The sequence below is a fragment of the Micromonospora sp. WMMB235 genome, from assembly GCF_001855515.1.
GTDB classification, from domain to species: Bacteria; Actinomycetota; Actinomycetes; order Mycobacteriales; family Micromonosporaceae; genus Micromonospora; species Micromonospora aurantiaca.
In genome coordinates this window covers 5,361,120-5,376,619 of the sequence record NZ_MDRX01000001.1, presented here as the reverse complement: position 1 = coordinate 5,376,619, position 15,500 = coordinate 5,361,120, and the positions used below count along the sequence as shown (strand labels likewise).

Here is a 15,500-nt window from a genome sequence, read left to right as displayed (position 1 = left end):
GGGGCGGGCGCTGGTGAAGACACCCTCCACGGTCCTCTTTTTGTCTCGTGACACGCCCTTGCCGGAACCTCCGACGCCGGTCGCGCCGTCCATACTGACCGTGGGGGGCGAATTTCATACAGTTACCGTCGCGTCAAGCGACGGTCGACGGGAAAGAGGACGCCGTGCCTCCTGCCGTACCAGGCCCGATTCTGCGCCGTCGTCGACTCGGCATCGAGCTGCGTCGGCTCCGCGAACAGGCCGGTCTGACCGGTGACCAGGTCATCGAGCGGATCGGCTGGGCCTCCGCATCCAAGTTGTCCCGTCTGGAGAACGGCCGCAGCCGTCCCGACCCGGACGACGTGGACGTGTTGCTGACGCTCTACGGCGCCGACGAGGAGCAGCGCGCGGAACTGACCGGGATCACCCACGAGGCCGGTGACATGCGCGGCTGGCTGCGCAACTTCCCGGTGATGACCCAGCAGCAGCGCGCCTTCGCCGAGCTGGAGGCCGGTTGCGCGGAGATCTCCGAGTACAACCCGGTGCTGGTGCCGGGGCTGCTGCAGACGCCCGGGTACGCCCGGCACCGGATCATGTCCGCCGCGCAGGTCGCCGCCGAGGCCGGCGACCCGGAGACCGAGGATCCCGAGACCGAGGTACGCGCGCGGCAGGCCCGCCAGTCGCTGCTGACCCGCTCCCCCGACGTGCCCCGCTACACGGCGGTGCTGGAGGAGGCGGCGCTCGGCCGCCGTGCCGGGCCACCGGAGGTGCTGCACGAGCAGCTCGTCCACCTGTGCGAGATGGCGCTGCTGCCGAACGTGACGCTGCGCCTGCTGCTGCGGGACACCCGGGTCGGTGACTGGTACCTTCCGCCGACCGCGTTCTCGGTCTACCGGTTCGCCGATCCCCTCGATCCGGAGACACTCGCCATCGAAGGTGGGTTCACCGACGTCATGTCGACCGAGGTAAACACCCTAAATCGCTATAAAGTGGTGTTCGAGTGGCTATGCTCGTCGGCGCTCTCCGCATCGGACACCCTCTCCTGGTTGATCGAGGCGACGGGACGGCTGACCGGCACGGCAGTCGAGTCCACGGTGGCGTACGGGCCGGCAACGGCGCCGGCCCAGCGACGCCGGGACTCGGGGCGCCTCACCACGGAACGGTGATCCGGCACGGACACCGCCCGCGCTCCGGCGTCGCTCGGACCCATCGGAGCACCTCACCAGGAGCAAGCACCATGAACGAGATCCACACCAGCACGACCGCCCGCTCGGGACGGCTCGCCGGCGCCGCCTGGCGCAAGAGCACCCGCAGCCAGACCTCCAACTGCGTGGAGGTCGCGCCGCTCGACTCCGGGCCGGCCACAGTGGCGCTGCGGGACAGCAAGGACCCGAGCGGACCGGTCCTGCTGTTCGACCGGGCCGGATGGCTCGGCTTCCTCGCCGGAACGAAGAGCGGTCAGTTCGATCTGGACTGATCCGGCGATCCCCGGAGGGCCGTCGGCGTGCGCCGGCGGCCCTTCGCGCGTCCACCCCCGACAACGGTGCTGACCTGGGATCCCCCGATCGGTCGAGCTGGCGCGTTCCCCTTGCCGGGCTGTCACATCGGCGTAACATGACGCGGGAGTGACGTGGAAGTTCCAGCGTGTAACCGCCGATTGTCCGGGGGACACCATGCGGTTCCTGATCGTCCGCACCGAGATCCGTACCGCCGCCGACGCCGACATCGCCGCCGCCTGGGCCGGCGGGGGCCGCCTGCGGGACGAGACGAGCACGCCGGAGCCCCGCCGCCAGGTCGTCCACGCCGAGGACCGGGACGCCGCACTCCTGCTCGCCCGCGCACTGTCCGCCGTCGGTGCGGTACGCACGGGCCGGCACCGGGTCAAGGTGCTGCCGATCGAGGAATCCGCTCCCGGGCACCCGTACCGCTGGGACGGTGGATGACCGGACGCTGACGTCCGTCGTGGCCGGACCGGCCTCCCCCGCCGTTCACCCGCCTCACCCGGCCTCGACGGCACGTGTTCCCGGCCCGCGACCGTCGCGGCAACGACGGTCCGGGTCGGGGCCGCGCCCCACCCCCGTTCCACCCGGCCCAGGTCCGCCCGGCCCAGGTCCGCCCGGCCTCGCCAGTTCGGGGAGGTGGCTGCATCCCACCGCCCTCGACCACACCACTTCCCCGAGCTGGTGCCACCCACCAGCCGAAACCCGCCAACCCGACCGCGAGTCCCGCCGCACGCACCCCCCCCCCGGTGGCACGACCACCGAAACCCGGCCGACCCACCAGCTCGGCGAAGTGGCGGTAACCGACCGCCCTCGACCACGCCACTTCCCCGAACTGGCGCCGCCCCGCCAGCCGAACCCGCCAACCCGACCCAACGAACTCGCCAGTTCGGCGAAGTGACGGCATCCCACCCACCCCACCCCGCAAGTCCGGGGAGGTGGCTGTATCCCACCGGCCTGGACCACACCACTTCCCCGGACTGGTGCCACCCACCAGCCCGAAACCCGCCAACCCGACCCCGAGTCCCGCCGCACGCACCCCCGGTGGCGGTCAGTTCGGCGACCCGCAGCGACAGGTCGAACCCGGGCGGCGCGGAAGCGCAACCGCCGAAACCCGGCCGACCCGCCAGCTCGGCGAAGTGACGGCATCCCACCCACCCCCACCCCGCCAGCTCGGCGAAGTGGCGGTAATCGACCGGCCTGGACCACACCACATCCCCGAACCGGCGCCGCCGCACCAACCGAACACGCCAACCGACGAGGGCCGGGCCGGGTCAGCAGTGGCCGTCGAGCCAGCGGTGCACCAGGAACAACGCGATCGACGACGGCGGCGGCAGGACCAGCCGGTCTCCCCCGCCCACCGGCACCGGCTCGCCCGCCAGCGCCGCGCCGATCTCCCGGCGGGTGAACCAGCGCGCGTGCGCGATCTCGGCCAGGTCGACCCGGATCGGCGCGTCCGCGTCGGCACGTGCCAGGAAGCCGAGCATCAGCGAGCCGGGGAACGGCCAGGACTGGCTGCCCACGTACGCGATCTCCTCGACCGGGACGCCCACCTCCTCGCGGACCTCGCGCAGCACGGCGGCCTCGGCCGACTCGCCGGGCTCGACGTATCCGGCCAGGCAGGAGTAGCGGCGCTGTCCCGGGGTGCGCGGCCAGGCCGCGTTGTTGCCGAGCAGGCAACGGCCGTCCGGGCCGTCCACACCGTCGTGCACCAGCACGATCATGGCCGGATCGGTACGCGGCCAGACCCGGCCGCCGTCCGGGTCGATCCGCGACCAGCCGGCCTCGTCGGCGCTCGTCGCCTTGCCGGTCGTCGACGAGTAGCCGTGCCGCAGGTGCCAGTTGAGCAGCGCCAGCGCGGTGCTGAACAGGCCCGCGTCCCGGTCGGTCATCAGGTGGCCGACCTCGCGCAGGTGAGCCGGGCGGGTGTCCGGCAGCGCCGGCAGCGGCCCGTCCACCGCGAACACGGGTACGCCGTCCGGCTCGACGCCGAGGAACATCGGCACCGACCGGGGCACCTCGGGCAGCTCACCGGGGCCGACCAGGACCAGCTCCGGCGGGGTAGACGCGCCCCGGACCAGCGCCCGCCCCTCGGCGGTGGAATCCAGCACCAGCACCCGGGCCCGTTCCCACGCCTCGGTCAGCCAGGCCGGATCGGTGCGCCGGTGCGCGGCCCGGTCGAGCGTCGACCGGGCCAGCGGCGGGTCGGATTCGCCGCTCATGCCGATTCCGTACGCACCGGTGTCAGCGCGGCGAGCGAGTCGGCCACCCGTTCGGCGTCGCCGAGCACGACTGTGACCGCGCGGGCCGGGGCCAGGTAGCGGGCAGCCACCTCGGCCACGTCGTCCACCGTCGCGGCGGCCAGCCGGGCGGCGTGCTCGGCGAGGAAGTCCAGCCGCAGCCCGTTGCCGGCGTACGCGCTGGTCAGCGACGCGAGACCGGCCTGGGTGGACATGCCGAGCTGGAGCGTGCCGAGCGCGTACTGGCGGGCCTGCTCCAGCTCGTCGGCCTTCGGCGGCACCGTCGCCAGGCGGCCCAGCTCGTAGTTCGTCTCCACCAGGGCCGCCGCTGTCACCTCGGTGGCCACCTCGGCGCCGGCGACGAGCAGCGAACCGGCCACCGAGTGCTCCACGAGCGAGTGCGGCCCGTACGTGTAGCCCTTGTCCTCGCGGATGTTCTCCACCCAGCGGGAGGAGAAGTAGCCGCCGAAGATCAGGTTGGCGAGCTGCAACGCGGCGTGGTCCGGGTGGGTGCGGGGCACGGCCGGCAGCGCGAGTCGTACCGAGGACTGCACCGATCCGGGCCGGTCGACGAGCAGCAGCGGCCCGGGTTCCAGCGGCGGCGCGGGAGGCAGTTCGGCGACGTGGCCGTCACCGCGCCACCCGGACAACGCCTGCTCGGCCGCGTCCAGCGCCCGGTCCGGCGCCACGTCGCCGACGAGCACCAGCACTGCACCGGCCGGATGCACCCGCTCGGCGTGCAGCCGCCGCAACGCGGCCGGGCGGACCGCCCGCACCTGGTCCGGGTCGGGCGTCTGCACCGCGTACGGGTGCCGGCCGTACACCCGCTTGAGCAGCGCGGTCCGGGCCAGGTGCGACGGCTGGCTCTGGGCGACCTGGATGCGGTCGACCAGCCGGTCCCGCTCGGTCTCCACCCAGTCCGCGGGGTAGGTCGCACCGGTGAGCACCTCGGCGAGCAGCTCCAGCATCCGGTCCAGGCCGGTGACCAGGCCCGCGCCGGAGAGCATCAGCCGGTCCGGGTCGAGACCGGCGGTCAGCCCGCCGCCGACCTTCTGCAACTCGGCCGCCAGTTCGGTGGCGCTGTGCGCCTCGGTGCCGGAGAGCATGGTCTGCGCCAGCATCGCGCCGCGGGCCAGGTGGGTGCGCCCGAACGGCATCCACAGTCGCAGCTCGACGAGCGGTACGGAGGAGCGGCGTACCGCGATCACGGTGAGGCCGTTGCGGAGCGTGCGCTCGGCCTGCTTGGGCACCTTGAGGCGGCGGTTCGGGCGCAGCGCCGGCAGCGGCCGGACGGTGGTGGTGGTGGTCATCGGGCACCTCCGGGAACGACCTCGACTGCCGCACGGCGCTCGGGCCGCAGGGTGGCGGCGGCGGCGCGGACCTGTTCCTCGGTCACCTCGCCGACCAGCCGGGGCAGGTCGTTGAGCAGGTCGGGTTCGCCCCGCTGCTGTTCCAGCACCGCCATCCGCAACGCGCGGCCGAGCACCGCATCCGTGTCGCGCAGCAGGTGGGTGGCCATCCGCGCCTGGGTACGCGCCAGCTCCCCGTCGGTCAGCCCGTCGGCCGCCAGCCGGTCCAGTTCCTCGTCGACGGTGCGCAGCACCTTGTCCACGTCGCCGCCGGGCGGCAGGTGGGCCTGGAGCAGCAGCGCGGTGGGGTCGCGCACGTCGAACGGGTCGCCCATGAAGCCGAGGTACCCGCCGAGGCCGGTGACCGACCGGTCGCGCTGCACCAGCCGCTCGACCAGCCGGGAGGCGTCGCCGTCGGTGAGCACCTCGGCCAGCACCACGTAGGGCAGGTAGCCGGCGAAGTCACTGATCGGGTCGGGCACCCGCCACGCGCCGGCCACCGCCGGGAGCGGGGCCAGCGCGTCGGTGTACGTGCTGCGCCGCTCGGCGGTCAGGTCGGGCTCGGCGAAGTCGGGCCGCTGCGGGGCGGGCCGGGCCGGCACGTCCCCGAAGTGCCGCTCGATGAGCGTGGTCGCCTCGGCCACGTCGATGTCGCCGCTGACCGCGAGCACCGCGTTGCCGCTGGCGTAGTAGCGGCGGAAGAAGTCGGCGGCGTCGGACACGGTGGCCGACTCCAGGTCGACGAAGGAGCCGTAGCCGTCGTGCGCGTTGGGGAAGGTGTCGAACATCACCGGGGGCAGCGTCAGCCAGGGGAACCCGCCGTACGGCCGGTTCAGCACGTTGACCCGGATCTCCTCCTTCACCACGTCCACCTGGTTGCGCAGGTTCTCCTCGGTCAGCCGGGGGCCGCGCATCCGGTCGGCCTCCAGGAACAGCGCCCGTTCCAGTGCGTTGGCGGGCAGCGTCTCGAAGTAGTCGGTGTAGTCCAGGTGGGTGGAGCCGTTGAACGTCCCGCCCGCGCCCTGGACGTGCCGGAAGTGGGCCAGCTTCTCCAGGTTCTCCGAGCCCTGGAACATCAGGTGCTCGAAGAGGTGGGCGAACCCGGTGCGTCCCTCGGGCTCGGAGCGGATGCCGACGTCGTAGACCACAGCGACCCCGATGACCGGGGCGCTGCGGTCCGGCGTGAGCACCACGCGCAGGCCGTTGTCGAGGGTGAACCGTTCGACCGGGTACTTCGTCGCTGGGATCTTCGCTCTCCGCGTCGGCACGAGATCGACACTAGCGCCTCGGTACCGGCTCTACCGCCGGTGTGCCCTGGCCGAACGGTGGACTGTCGCGGGACGGGACTTGACGCCGGCGGCCGCTTGCCCCACTCTTCCTACCAACTAAATAGGAATACTGCGGATTGGACATTCGATGAGACGGCTTCCCCTGCGCCGCCTGGCCACCCTGGCGGCCCTGGCCGCCCTCGGCGCGGCCACGCTCGGCACCACCGCCGCCTGCGGCGAGGACAGCGACGCCGCCGCCGGTTCCGGCCCGGTGACGCTGCGCCTCGGCTACTTTCCCAACATCACGCACGCCCCGGCTGTGGTCGGCGTCGAGAAGGGGATCTTCAAGGAGAAGCTCGGCAGCGACGTCGAGCTGGACACCAAGACGTTCAACGCCGGCCCGGCCGCCATCGAGGCCGTCTTCTCCGGCGCGCTCGACGCCACGTACATCGGCCCGAACCCGACAGTGAACGCCTTCTCCAAGTCCAAGGGCGAGGCGGTCCGGGTCATCTCCGGCGCCGCGTCCGGCGGCGTCGCGCTCGTGGTCAAGCCCGGCATCACCTCGGTGGAGCAGCTGCGCGGCAAGAAGATCGCCACCCCGCAGCTCGGCAACACCCAGGACGTGGCGCTGCGCTTCTGGCTCAAGGAGAAGGGCCTGGAGACCACCAAGGAGGGCGGCGGCGACGTCAAGATCGTGCCGCAGGAGAACGCGCAGACGGTCGAGACGTTCGGCAGCGGCGCCATCGACGGCGCCTGGGTGCCCGAGCCGTTCGTCTCCCGGCTGGTGAACGCCGGCGGCAAGGTGCTCGTCGACGAGCGTGACCTCTGGCCGGACAAGAAGTTCGTCATCACCAACCTGCTGGTCAGCACCAAGTTCCTCAAGGCGCACCCGGACGTGGTGAAGAAGCTGGTCGAGGGCCAGGTCGCGGCGAACGAGTTCGTCAACACCAAGCCGGACGAGGCGCAGCAGGCCATCTCCGACCACATCGGCAAGATCACCGGCAAGCCGCTCGACCTCAAGCTGATCAAGCAGGCCTGGCCGACGCTGGAGTTCACCAACGACCCGATCCCGTCGTCGCTGAAGACCGGCCTGGACCACGCGGTCGCGGTCGGGCTCACCCAGCCGGTCGACCTGAACGGCCTCTACGACCTGAAGTACCTCAACGAGGTGCTCAAGACGCAGGGCAAGGCCGAGGTCAGCCAGCCGTGACGTCGACGAGCACGACCCCGCGCAGCGCGACCGGCTCGGTCGCGCTGCGCGGCGTGACCAAGGTGTACGGCCAGGGCGAGCAGGCGGTCCTGGCGCTGGACGGGCTGTCGCTGGACATCGCGCCGGGCGAGTTCGTCTGCATGGTCGGCGCGTCCGGCTGCGGCAAGAGCACGCTGCTCAACCTGGTCGCCGGACTGGACCGGGCCAGCGGCGGCGCGATCGAGCTGGGCGAGGGCGTCAACCCGGGACTGATGTTCCAGGAGCCGGCGCTGTTCCCGTGGCTGACCGTCGAGGGCAACATCGAGGTGCCGCTGAAGCTGCGCGGACTCCCCCGCGACCAGCGCAAGGAGCGGGTGGCCGAGCTGCTGCGCACGGTCCACCTGTCCGAGTTCGGCCGCAAGCGGCCGCACCAGCTCTCCGGCGGCATGCGGCAGCGGGTCGCGCTGGCCCGCACGCTCGCGCTGGAGACGCCGGTGCTGCTGATGGACGAGCCGTTCGGCGCGCTGGACGCGATGACCCGCGACATCCTGCACGACGAGCTGGAGCGGATCTGGACCGAGCGCAAGCTCACCGTCCTGTTCGTCACGCACAACGTGCGCGAGGCGGCCCGGCTCGCCGACCGCATCGTGCTGCTCTCCAGCCGGCCCGGCCGGATCATCTACTCCACCGAGGTCGCCGTGCCGCGCCCCCGGCGGATCGACTCGCCGGAGGTCTCGGCCATCGCCGCCGAGGTCACCGACCGGCTGCGCAAGGAGGTGGGCCGGCATGGCCAGTGACACCCTCACCGGGTCGGCGCGTACGGACGCGGAGATCTCCGGACTCGACGCGCTGGAGATCGCCGGCCGGGAGAAGGGCCCGTCCCGGGTACGCCGCCTGTGGTCGGCCACCTGGCCCAAGTTCGCCGCGCTCGCGCTGGCCGTCGCCGTCTGGCAGGCGGTGGTCTGGTCCGGATGGAAGGAGCCGTGGGCGCTGCCCGGCCCGGCGGTGGTCTTCGGCGACCTCGGGGACTACCTGCTCAGCTCGGCGCTCTGGGAGGGCCTCGCCACCACCGCCCGGCGCGCGGCGGTCGGGTTCGCCGCCGCGGTCGCGGTCGGCCTGCTGCTCGGCCTGGGCGTGGCCCGGGTCAAGGTGCTCCGGGCCGCGCTCGGCTCGATGATCACCGCGTTGCAGACCATGCCGTCGATCGCCTGGTTTCCGCTGGCCATCCTGCTGTTCCAGCTCAGCGAGCAGGCGATCTTCTTCGTGGTGGTGCTCGGCGCCGCGCCGTCGGTCGCCAACGGCGTCATCCACGGCGTGGACTACGTGCCGCCGCTGCTGGTCCGGGCCGGCCGCAACCTCGGCGCCCGTGGGCTCAACCTCTACCGGTACGTGATCGCGCCGGCCGCGCTCCCCGCCATCGTGGCCGGGCTCAAGCAGGGCTGGGCGTTCGCCTGGCGCAGCCTGATGGCCGGTGAGCTGCTGGTGGTCATCGCCACCCGCACCTCGATCGGCGCTCAGCTCACGTACGCACGCGAGCTGAGCGAGGCACCCCGCCTGATGGCCATCATGATCGTCATCCTGGTCGTGGGCCTGCTCGTGGACACCGCGTTCGGGGCCGCCGACAAGGCGATCCGCCGCCGCTGGGGCGTGCTGGACCAGGCCGGCAACTGACGTCGTGTACATCTCCGCGCGCGCCGACTACGCGCTCCGGGCCATGCTCGCCGTCGCCGACGCCGCCGTCACCACAGGCGACCCGGCGGCCGGCGGCGGCGAGCTGGTCAAGGCGGCGAGCCTGGCCGAGAGCCAGGACATCCCGCTCAGCTTCCTTCAGGGGATCCTGCTCGACCTGCGGCGGGCCGGACTGCTGCACAGCCACCGCGGCACCGAGGGCGGGTACGCGCTGACCCGCCCGCCGGACGAGATCAGCGTGGGCGACGTGCTGCGCGCGGTAGGCGGCGCGATCACGAGCGTCCGGGGCATTCCCGCCGACCGGGCCGGCTACCACGGTGTGGCCACCGGCCTGCGGGACGTGTGGCTGGCGGTGGACGGCGCGATCGCCTTGGTCGTGGACCGGACCACACTCGCCGATCTGCTGAGCGACCGGGCCACGGCGCCCTGACGCGCGTCCGTCACGGGGCCGACGGCGGGACCGCATGATCGCTGTGCGGAAGCCCAGGGCGACGCGCCCGGCCGGTCGTCGGCCGCAGAGGCATGACTCCCGGCCGATATGACTCTGGGGCATATTTATGCCTGAGGGTCATATCGGTATCTCGGCATCGTCCGCCCTGGGCGGCTACTGAGTGTGCGGGGCGCGCATCCCGGGCGTGAAGCTGCGGGCGGCGCCGCGATCCGGCGAGCCGCCGTCGGACGGCTGCCACGGCCCGAACGCGGCCACCGCGGCGAGCGCCAGGCCGGCCCCCGCCACCGCGAGCACCAGCACCACTTCCCGCGCTCCGCCCGATCCGGCTTCCCCCGCCATGAACCGCTCCCTCCGCGTCCGGCCGACCCCCCGACCGGTCCCCCGCGCAGCAGCATCACCGTCGGGTTCCGGTCGCACAGTCGGGCAGCCGACCGAACATCGACTGATTCCCGACTCAGGAGCGAGCTCTCCGCCCGCTCGGAAGCGGCCCGCTCGGAAGCGGCCCGCTCGGAAGCGAGCCGGTCAGGCGCAGGCCGCGGTCAGCGGCGGCGCGGGCGCCGGCGAGGACGGGTTCCCGGGGCGGGATGCGCGGCGGCGGGCGCGGTGATGGTCACCGGCACGCCGGACGGCTCCCGGGCGCCGGTGAGCCGGCTCAGCTCGCTGTCGCCGGCGCGTACCCGCGTGGTCTTGGGGTTGATGCCCGCGGTGGTCATCAGCCGGGCGACGTCGCGGCGCTGGTCCGGCAGCACGAGCGTGACCACAGTGCCCGACTCCCCGGCCCGGGCGGTCCGGCCGCCCCGGTGCAGGTAGTCCTTGGCCTCGGTGGGCGGGTCGGCGTTGACGACCAGGTCCAGCCCGTCGACGTGGATGCCCCGGGCCGCCACGTCGGTGGCCACCAGCGCGGTGACCTGGCCGGTGCGGAACTGCTCCAGGATGCGGGTGCGCTGCGGCTGCGACTTGCCACCGTGCAGCGCCGCCGCGCGTACGCCCTTGGCGAGCAGCTGGCGGGCCACCCGGTCGGCGCGGTGCTTGGTGGCGATGAAGACGATGGTGCGGCCCTCGCGGGCGGCGATGTGCGCCAGCGCGGCCGGCTTGTCCTCCGCGTCCAGGTGCAGCACGTGGTGCGTCATCGCGGTGACGGTGGCGGTGCCCGGGTCGACGGAGTGCGTCACCGGGTCGGTGAGGAACCGGCGGACCAGCCGGTCCACGCCGCGGTCGAGCGTGGCCGAGAACAGCATCCGCTGCCCGCCCGGCGCGACCTGCTCCAGCAGCTTCGTCACCTGCGGCAGGAAGCCCATGTCGGCCATCTGGTCCGCCTCGTCCAGCACGGTGATGGTCACCTGGTCCAGCCGGGCGTCCCCGCGGTCGATCAGGTCGTGCAGCCGGCCCGGCGTGGCCACCAGCACCTCGGCACCGGCGCGCAGCGCGGCCGCCTGCCGGGTCAGCGAGAGCCCGCCGACCACTGTGGCGCAGCGCAGGCCGAGCGTGGCGGCGTACGGGGCGAGCGCTTCGGTGACCTGCGCGGCCAGTTCACGGGTGGGTACGAGCACCAGCGCGAGCGGGCGGCCCGGTCGGGCCCGGCGGCCGGCCGTACGGTGCAGCAGCGGCAGCCCGAACGCGAGCGTCTTGCCGGAGCCGGTACGGCCCCGGCCGAGCACGTCGCGGCCGGCCAGCGAGTCCGGGATCGTCGCCGCCTGGATCGGGAACGGCGCGGAGATGCCCTGCGCGGCCAGCTCGGAGACGAGCGCCGGGGCCAGGCCGGTGGCGGCGAACGTGGGCAGGGTGGTGGTCATGCGGAAAGCCTTCCTCGACGCGGCACGTGTCGAGGAAGGGCGCCGGACAGCGGCGCGTCACCGGCGTCGCCGGTGGTCACAAGCACGAACCGAAAGGGACGGGCCGGCCCGGCAGAGGCGGGCCGGCCCGTGCACCACGCCCGAGAGGGCGCGATGGTGGTGCCGGTTGATCCGAAGATCAGAGCGGGCGGATGTTCTCCGCCTGCGGGCCCTTCTGGCCCTGGGTCACCTCGAACTCGACCCGCTGGTTCTCGTCCAGGCTCCGGTAGCCGGAGGTCTGGATCGCCGAGAAGTGGGCGAAGACGTCGGCGCCGCCGTCGTCCGGGGTGATGAAGCCGAAGCCCTTGTCAGCGTTGAACCACTTGACGGTGCCAATTGCCATGTGTTTCGTCTCCTTGACGGAACGGTCGGCCCGCACGTGTTGCGGGCCGGAGAGGAGCACCCCGCGCGTGGAATACGCGGCGTGCCTGTCGCTGCTGGTCGCCCCGCCCGGAGAACTCCGGACACAACAAAGAGCGCCTGGGGCCACAATCCGCCAGGCGCACACAGAGTCTCTGGAAACCAAAACTGCAACCCAGCCAACGTATCACGGATTCGCGCGCTCCGGGAGATCCCCCGGGATTTCCGGCACGGCGGCCACCAAGGCGGCCAGTCCCTCCGCGTCGAGCAGATCGGCCGGGCGGACGGTGGCGGAGTCCCGCACGTAGTGGAACGCGGCGCCGACCCGGTCCACCGGCACCCCGGCCAGTTCCGCCCAGGCCAGCCGGTACACAGCCAGCTGCACCGCCGCCGCGTCGGCCTCCCGGCCGGCCGGCTGCCGCCCGGTCTTCCAGTCGACCACGTCGTAGCGCCCACCCGGGCGGGCGAACACGGCGTCCATCCGCCCCCTGATCACCACCCCGGCGATGACAGTGGCGAACGGCACCTCCACCTCCACCGGCACCCGGTCGGCCCACTCGCCGGCCAGGAAGCGCTCCTGCAACTCGGCCAGCGCCTCGTCCGGGGCCGCGTCCTCGTCCGCCGCGCCGGGCAGCTCGTCCACGTCGAGCAGCCGGTCGGTGCCGAAGCGCTGCTCCAGCCAGGCGTGGAACGCGGTGCCGCGCCGGGCGTACGGGTTCGGTTCGGTCGGCATCGGGCGGCGCAGCGTACGGGCCAGCGCCTCCGGGTCGCGGCGCAACGCCACGAGCTGGGTCACCGAGAGCTGGCCGGGTAGTTCGACCTCGACCGCCTCGGCCTGCCGGGCCAGCTCCGCCCGCTCGGCGAGCAGGAGATCAGCCTCGCGCCGCCAGCGGGCCACCTCGGCGTCGTCCGCCGCTCCCGTGGTGGCGAGCACTGCCGCCTCGCGACGGGCCGTCTCCGGGTCGGCCAGGTGGCGGCGGACCAGCGCCGCCGCCTCGGTCAGCGCCGGGCGGCGGGCACCGAGCGGGTCGGCCGGCCACTCGGCCCGCAGCACCGTCTCGGTGGTCGGGTTCACCGCGTCCCCGGCCGGCTCCGGCGTCCACGCGTCCACCACGTGCCCGTCCCCGCCCGCCAGGCAGGCGTCGTGCACCTCCCGCAGGAACACCGACGGGCCGCGGAACCGCTTGGTCCCCTCCCCCCACCAGTAGCCGGAGCAGAGCAGCAGCCGACGCGGGCGGGTCACCGCCACGTACGCCAGCCGGCGCTCCTCCCGCTCGTCGTGCGCCCGCCAGGCGTCGGTGAAGTCGGTCAGCGCCCGGGCCACGCCGCGCTGGTCCTCCGCCTCCGGCAGGGCCAGCTCGGGCAGCCCGTCCGCGTCGCCGCGCAACGGGAACGGCAACACGCCCAGCCCGCCCAGCCAGTGGTCGGAGTTGCGGACCGGCCCCGGCCAGACGCCCCGGGTCATCCCCGCCACCGCCACCACGTCCCACTCCAGGCCCTTCGCGGCGTGCGCGGTGAGCACCTGCACCGCGCCGGCCACCACCTCGACCTCGCCGGGCGCCAGCCCGCGCTCCTCGTCCTCGGCGGCGGCCAGGTACGCGAGGAAACCGGCCAGCGTCGCGCCGGGCGTCTCGCCGCTGAACCGGGCCGCGACGTCGCCGAGCGCGTCCAGGTGCGCGCGGGCCAGCCCGGCGTCGCCCGCGCCGTCCCGGCCGGCCCGGACCGCCACCTCGACGTCGAGCCCGATGGTCCGCTCGATGTCCGCGATCAGCTCCGGCAGGGACTGGTCCAGCCGGTAGCGCAGCAGCGCCAGCTCCATCCCGTACGAGCGCAGCCGCGCGTAGCCCTCGGCCGAGTACGCCTGCGCCGGCCCCAGGTCCGCCAGCGCCTCGACCAGCGTCGCCTCGTCCAGCGCGTCCACGGTGATCTCCGGGCCCTCGTCGCCGGTGAGCTCCCGGCGGCTGCGGGCGATGGCGCGGGCCCGGCGGTGCAGGGCGACCAGATCACGCGGGCCGATCCGCCAGCGCGCGCCCGTCAGCAGCCGCAGCAGCGCCGCCCCGTCGGTCGGGTCGGCGAGCACGCGCAGCGTGCACACCACGTCCCGTACCTCAGGGGTGTCCAGCAGCCCACCCAGGCCGACCACGTCGACCGGCAGTCCGCGGGCACGCAACGCCGCCTCGATCGCCGGGATCTGGCTGCGCAGCCGCACCAGCACCGCAGTGGTCGGGCGGCGGTCGGCGGGGATGTGCTCGGGCAGCGCGCCGGGCATCCCGGCCGCGCCCCGCCAGGCCGCCAGCACGCTGTCCGCGATCCAGTCGGCCTCGTCGGCGTACGTCTCCAGCAGCGCGCAGTGCACGGTGCCGCCGGCCTGCCCGCCCGGCGTGCGGTGCGGGATCGGGTCGCGGACGCTGAGCGCGGCGTGCAGCTCCGGCACGCGCGCGCCGGCCGCCCGCAGCGGCACCGACAGCGTGTTGGCCACGCCGAGGATCTCCGGACGGTTACGCCAGCTCGTGGTCAGGCTGAGCACGTCGGCGGGGCTGCCGTCGGTGCGGGCGAACTCGGCCGGGAACCGGTCGAGCGTGCCGGCGCTGGCCCCGCGCCAGCCGTAGATGGACTGGCAGGGGTCGCCGACCGCGGTGACCGGGTGGCCGCCGCCGAACAGCGCGTTGAGCAGCACCACCTGGGCGTGGCTGGTGTCCTGGTACTCGTCGAGCAGCACCACCCGGAACCGGTCCCGCTCGATCACCCCGACGCCGGGATGGTCGCGGGCCACCCGGGCCGCGCGGGCGAGCTGGTCGGCGAAGTCCATCGCCTCGAAGTCGTCCTTGCGCCGGGCGTACGCGCGCACGAGCGGCAGCAGCTTCAGCCGGGTCCGCTGGAGCTGGAGCGCCTTGCGGACGTCGGCGTAGACCCGGCCCGGCCGGGACTGCACGTCGGCGAAGAACCGGCCGGTCCAGGCGGCCAGCTCGTCCGGGTCGACCAGGTGCTCGTCCAGCTCACCGGCGAGCGCCAGCACGGCGTCGGTGATGGTCGACGGCATCCGGTCCACCTCGGACATGTCGCCGTCGTAGTTGCGCACCAGCAGGTCGACGAGCTGCCAGCGGGACGCCTCGGTGAGCAGCCGGGTGGTCGGCTCGTACCCGGCGCGCAAGCCGTGCTCGGTGACGATCCGCCCGGCGTACGAGTGGTACGTGGACACGGTCGGCTCGCCCGCCAGCGGGTCGTCGTGCGGATCCCGCCCCTGCCGGCCGAGCCGCCGGATGAGCTGGTCGAGCCGGGTGCGGACCCGGTGCGCCAGCTCGCCGGCCGCCTTGCGGGTGAAGGTGAGGCCGAGGATGTGCTCGGGGCGTACGTAGGAGTTGGCGACCAGCCACATCACCCGCGCGGCCATCGTCTCGGTCTTGCCCGAGCCGGCGCCCGCGACCACCAGCAGCGGCTCCACCGGCGCGGCGATGATCGCGGCCTGCTCCCGGGTGGGCGCCGGCAGCCGCAGCAGCCGGGCCAGCTCGACGGGCGTGTAGCGGGGCCCCGCGTCGGCGGTGCGCGGCGCGGGCGTGGCGGAGGCGCCGAACAGCGCCGGCTGAACAGTCATGGTCCAGTCTTTGTTCGCGACTGCGGGGCTCGCAAAACCGGCTCACTCCTCG

General features: G+C 73.6%; 14 protein-coding genes. 7 read left to right on the top strand and 7 right to left on the bottom strand.

Annotation, left to right across the window (positions count from 1 at the left end; translation table 11 throughout):
* The first annotated feature begins 164 nt into the window (after nt 1-164).
* The 3 genes from BFV98_RS23870 to BFV98_RS23860 all read left to right on the top strand — a co-directional run bounded on the left by BFV98_RS23870 (nt 165) and on the right by BFV98_RS23860 (nt 1,922).
* Nucleotides 165-1,145 (top strand): helix-turn-helix transcriptional regulator, encoded by a 981-nt coding sequence (locus BFV98_RS23870; protein WP_013288409.1) that lies wholly within the window; start codon nt 165-167, stop codon nt 1,143-1,145.
* Between the two features lie 71 nt (nt 1,146-1,216).
* Nucleotides 1,217-1,456: a DUF397 domain-containing protein gene (locus BFV98_RS23865; RefSeq protein ID WP_013475247.1), complete on the top strand. Its 240-nt coding sequence runs from the start codon at nt 1,217-1,219 to the stop codon at nt 1,454-1,456.
* A gap of 196 nt (nt 1,457-1,652) precedes the next feature.
* Entirely contained in the window at nt 1,653-1,922 is a 270-nt protein-coding gene (locus tag BFV98_RS23860; protein WP_013288411.1) for a hypothetical protein, read from the top strand.
* A gap of 830 nt (nt 1,923-2,752) precedes the next feature.
* On the opposite strand, the gene nudC is transcribed toward BFV98_RS23860, so the two are convergent.
* Genes nudC through BFV98_RS23845 form a run of 3 tightly spaced genes read right to left on the bottom strand, consistent with a single transcriptional unit; the run spans nt 2,753 to nt 6,335 of the window.
* Nucleotides 2,753-3,700, bottom strand: coding sequence for an NAD(+) diphosphatase (gene nudC / locus BFV98_RS23855; protein WP_071097842.1), 948 nt, complete (start codon nt 3,698-3,700; stop codon nt 2,753-2,755).
* Nucleotides 3,697-5,028: a pitrilysin family protein gene (locus tag BFV98_RS23850; RefSeq protein WP_071097840.1), complete on the bottom strand. Its 1,332-nt coding sequence runs from the start codon at nt 5,026-5,028 to the stop codon at nt 3,697-3,699. The genes nudC and BFV98_RS23850 overlap by 4 nt, the downstream gene beginning before the upstream one ends.
* Nucleotides 5,025-6,335: a pitrilysin family protein gene (locus BFV98_RS23845; RefSeq protein ID WP_071097838.1), complete on the bottom strand. Its 1,311-nt coding sequence runs from the start codon at nt 6,333-6,335 to the stop codon at nt 5,025-5,027. Before BFV98_RS23845 ends, BFV98_RS23850 begins: the two co-directional genes overlap by 4 nt.
* Nucleotides 6,336-6,483: 148 nt before the next feature.
* Here BFV98_RS23845 and BFV98_RS23840 point away from each other — a divergent pair, with 148 nt between their 5' ends.
* The 4 genes from BFV98_RS23840 to BFV98_RS23825 are packed head-to-tail and all read left to right on the top strand — an operon-like array spanning nt 6,484 to nt 9,643.
* Nucleotides 6,484-7,545 (top strand): ABC transporter substrate-binding protein, encoded by a 1,062-nt coding sequence (locus BFV98_RS23840; RefSeq protein WP_030273864.1) that lies wholly within the window; start codon nt 6,484-6,486, stop codon nt 7,543-7,545.
* Nucleotides 7,542-8,321, top strand: coding sequence for an ABC transporter ATP-binding protein (locus tag BFV98_RS23835; RefSeq protein WP_013288416.1), 780 nt, complete (start codon nt 7,542-7,544; stop codon nt 8,319-8,321). Before BFV98_RS23840 ends, BFV98_RS23835 begins: the two co-directional genes overlap by 4 nt.
* Nucleotides 8,311-9,195: an ABC transporter permease gene (locus BFV98_RS23830; protein ID WP_013288417.1), complete on the top strand. Its 885-nt coding sequence runs from the start codon at nt 8,311-8,313 to the stop codon at nt 9,193-9,195. The genes BFV98_RS23835 and BFV98_RS23830 overlap by 11 nt, the downstream gene beginning before the upstream one ends.
* Nucleotides 9,196-9,199: 4 nt before the next feature.
* A complete protein-coding gene (locus tag BFV98_RS23825) occupies nt 9,200-9,643 on the top strand; it encodes an Rrf2 family transcriptional regulator (protein WP_030273860.1) in 444 nt (147 codons plus the stop codon).
* A gap of 174 nt (nt 9,644-9,817) precedes the next feature.
* Here the strand turns inward: BFV98_RS23825 and BFV98_RS23820 are convergent, their stop codons facing one another.
* The 4 genes from BFV98_RS23820 to BFV98_RS23805 all read right to left on the bottom strand — a co-directional run bounded on the left by BFV98_RS23820 (nt 9,818) and on the right by BFV98_RS23805 (nt 15,448).
* On the bottom strand, nt 9,818-10,003 hold the full coding sequence (locus BFV98_RS23820) for a hypothetical protein (RefSeq protein WP_013288419.1): 186 nt from the start codon (nt 10,001-10,003) through the stop codon (nt 9,818-9,820).
* A 200-nt stretch (nt 10,004-10,203) separates the two neighbouring features.
* Nucleotides 10,204-11,457, bottom strand: a complete 1,254-nt coding sequence (locus tag BFV98_RS23815; RefSeq protein ID WP_013288420.1) for a DEAD/DEAH box helicase — start codon at nt 11,455-11,457, stop codon at nt 10,204-10,206.
* Nucleotides 11,458-11,635: 178 nt separating this feature from the next.
* Complete coding sequence (locus BFV98_RS23810; protein ID WP_013288421.1) at nt 11,636-11,839, bottom strand: cold-shock protein; 204 nt, start codon at nt 11,837-11,839, stop codon at nt 11,636-11,638.
* Nucleotides 11,840-12,043: 204 nt separating this feature from the next.
* Complete coding sequence (locus BFV98_RS23805) at nt 12,044-15,448, bottom strand: ATP-dependent DNA helicase (protein ID WP_071097836.1); 3,405 nt, start codon at nt 15,446-15,448, stop codon at nt 12,044-12,046.
* Between the last annotated feature and the right edge of the window lie 52 nt (nt 15,449-15,500).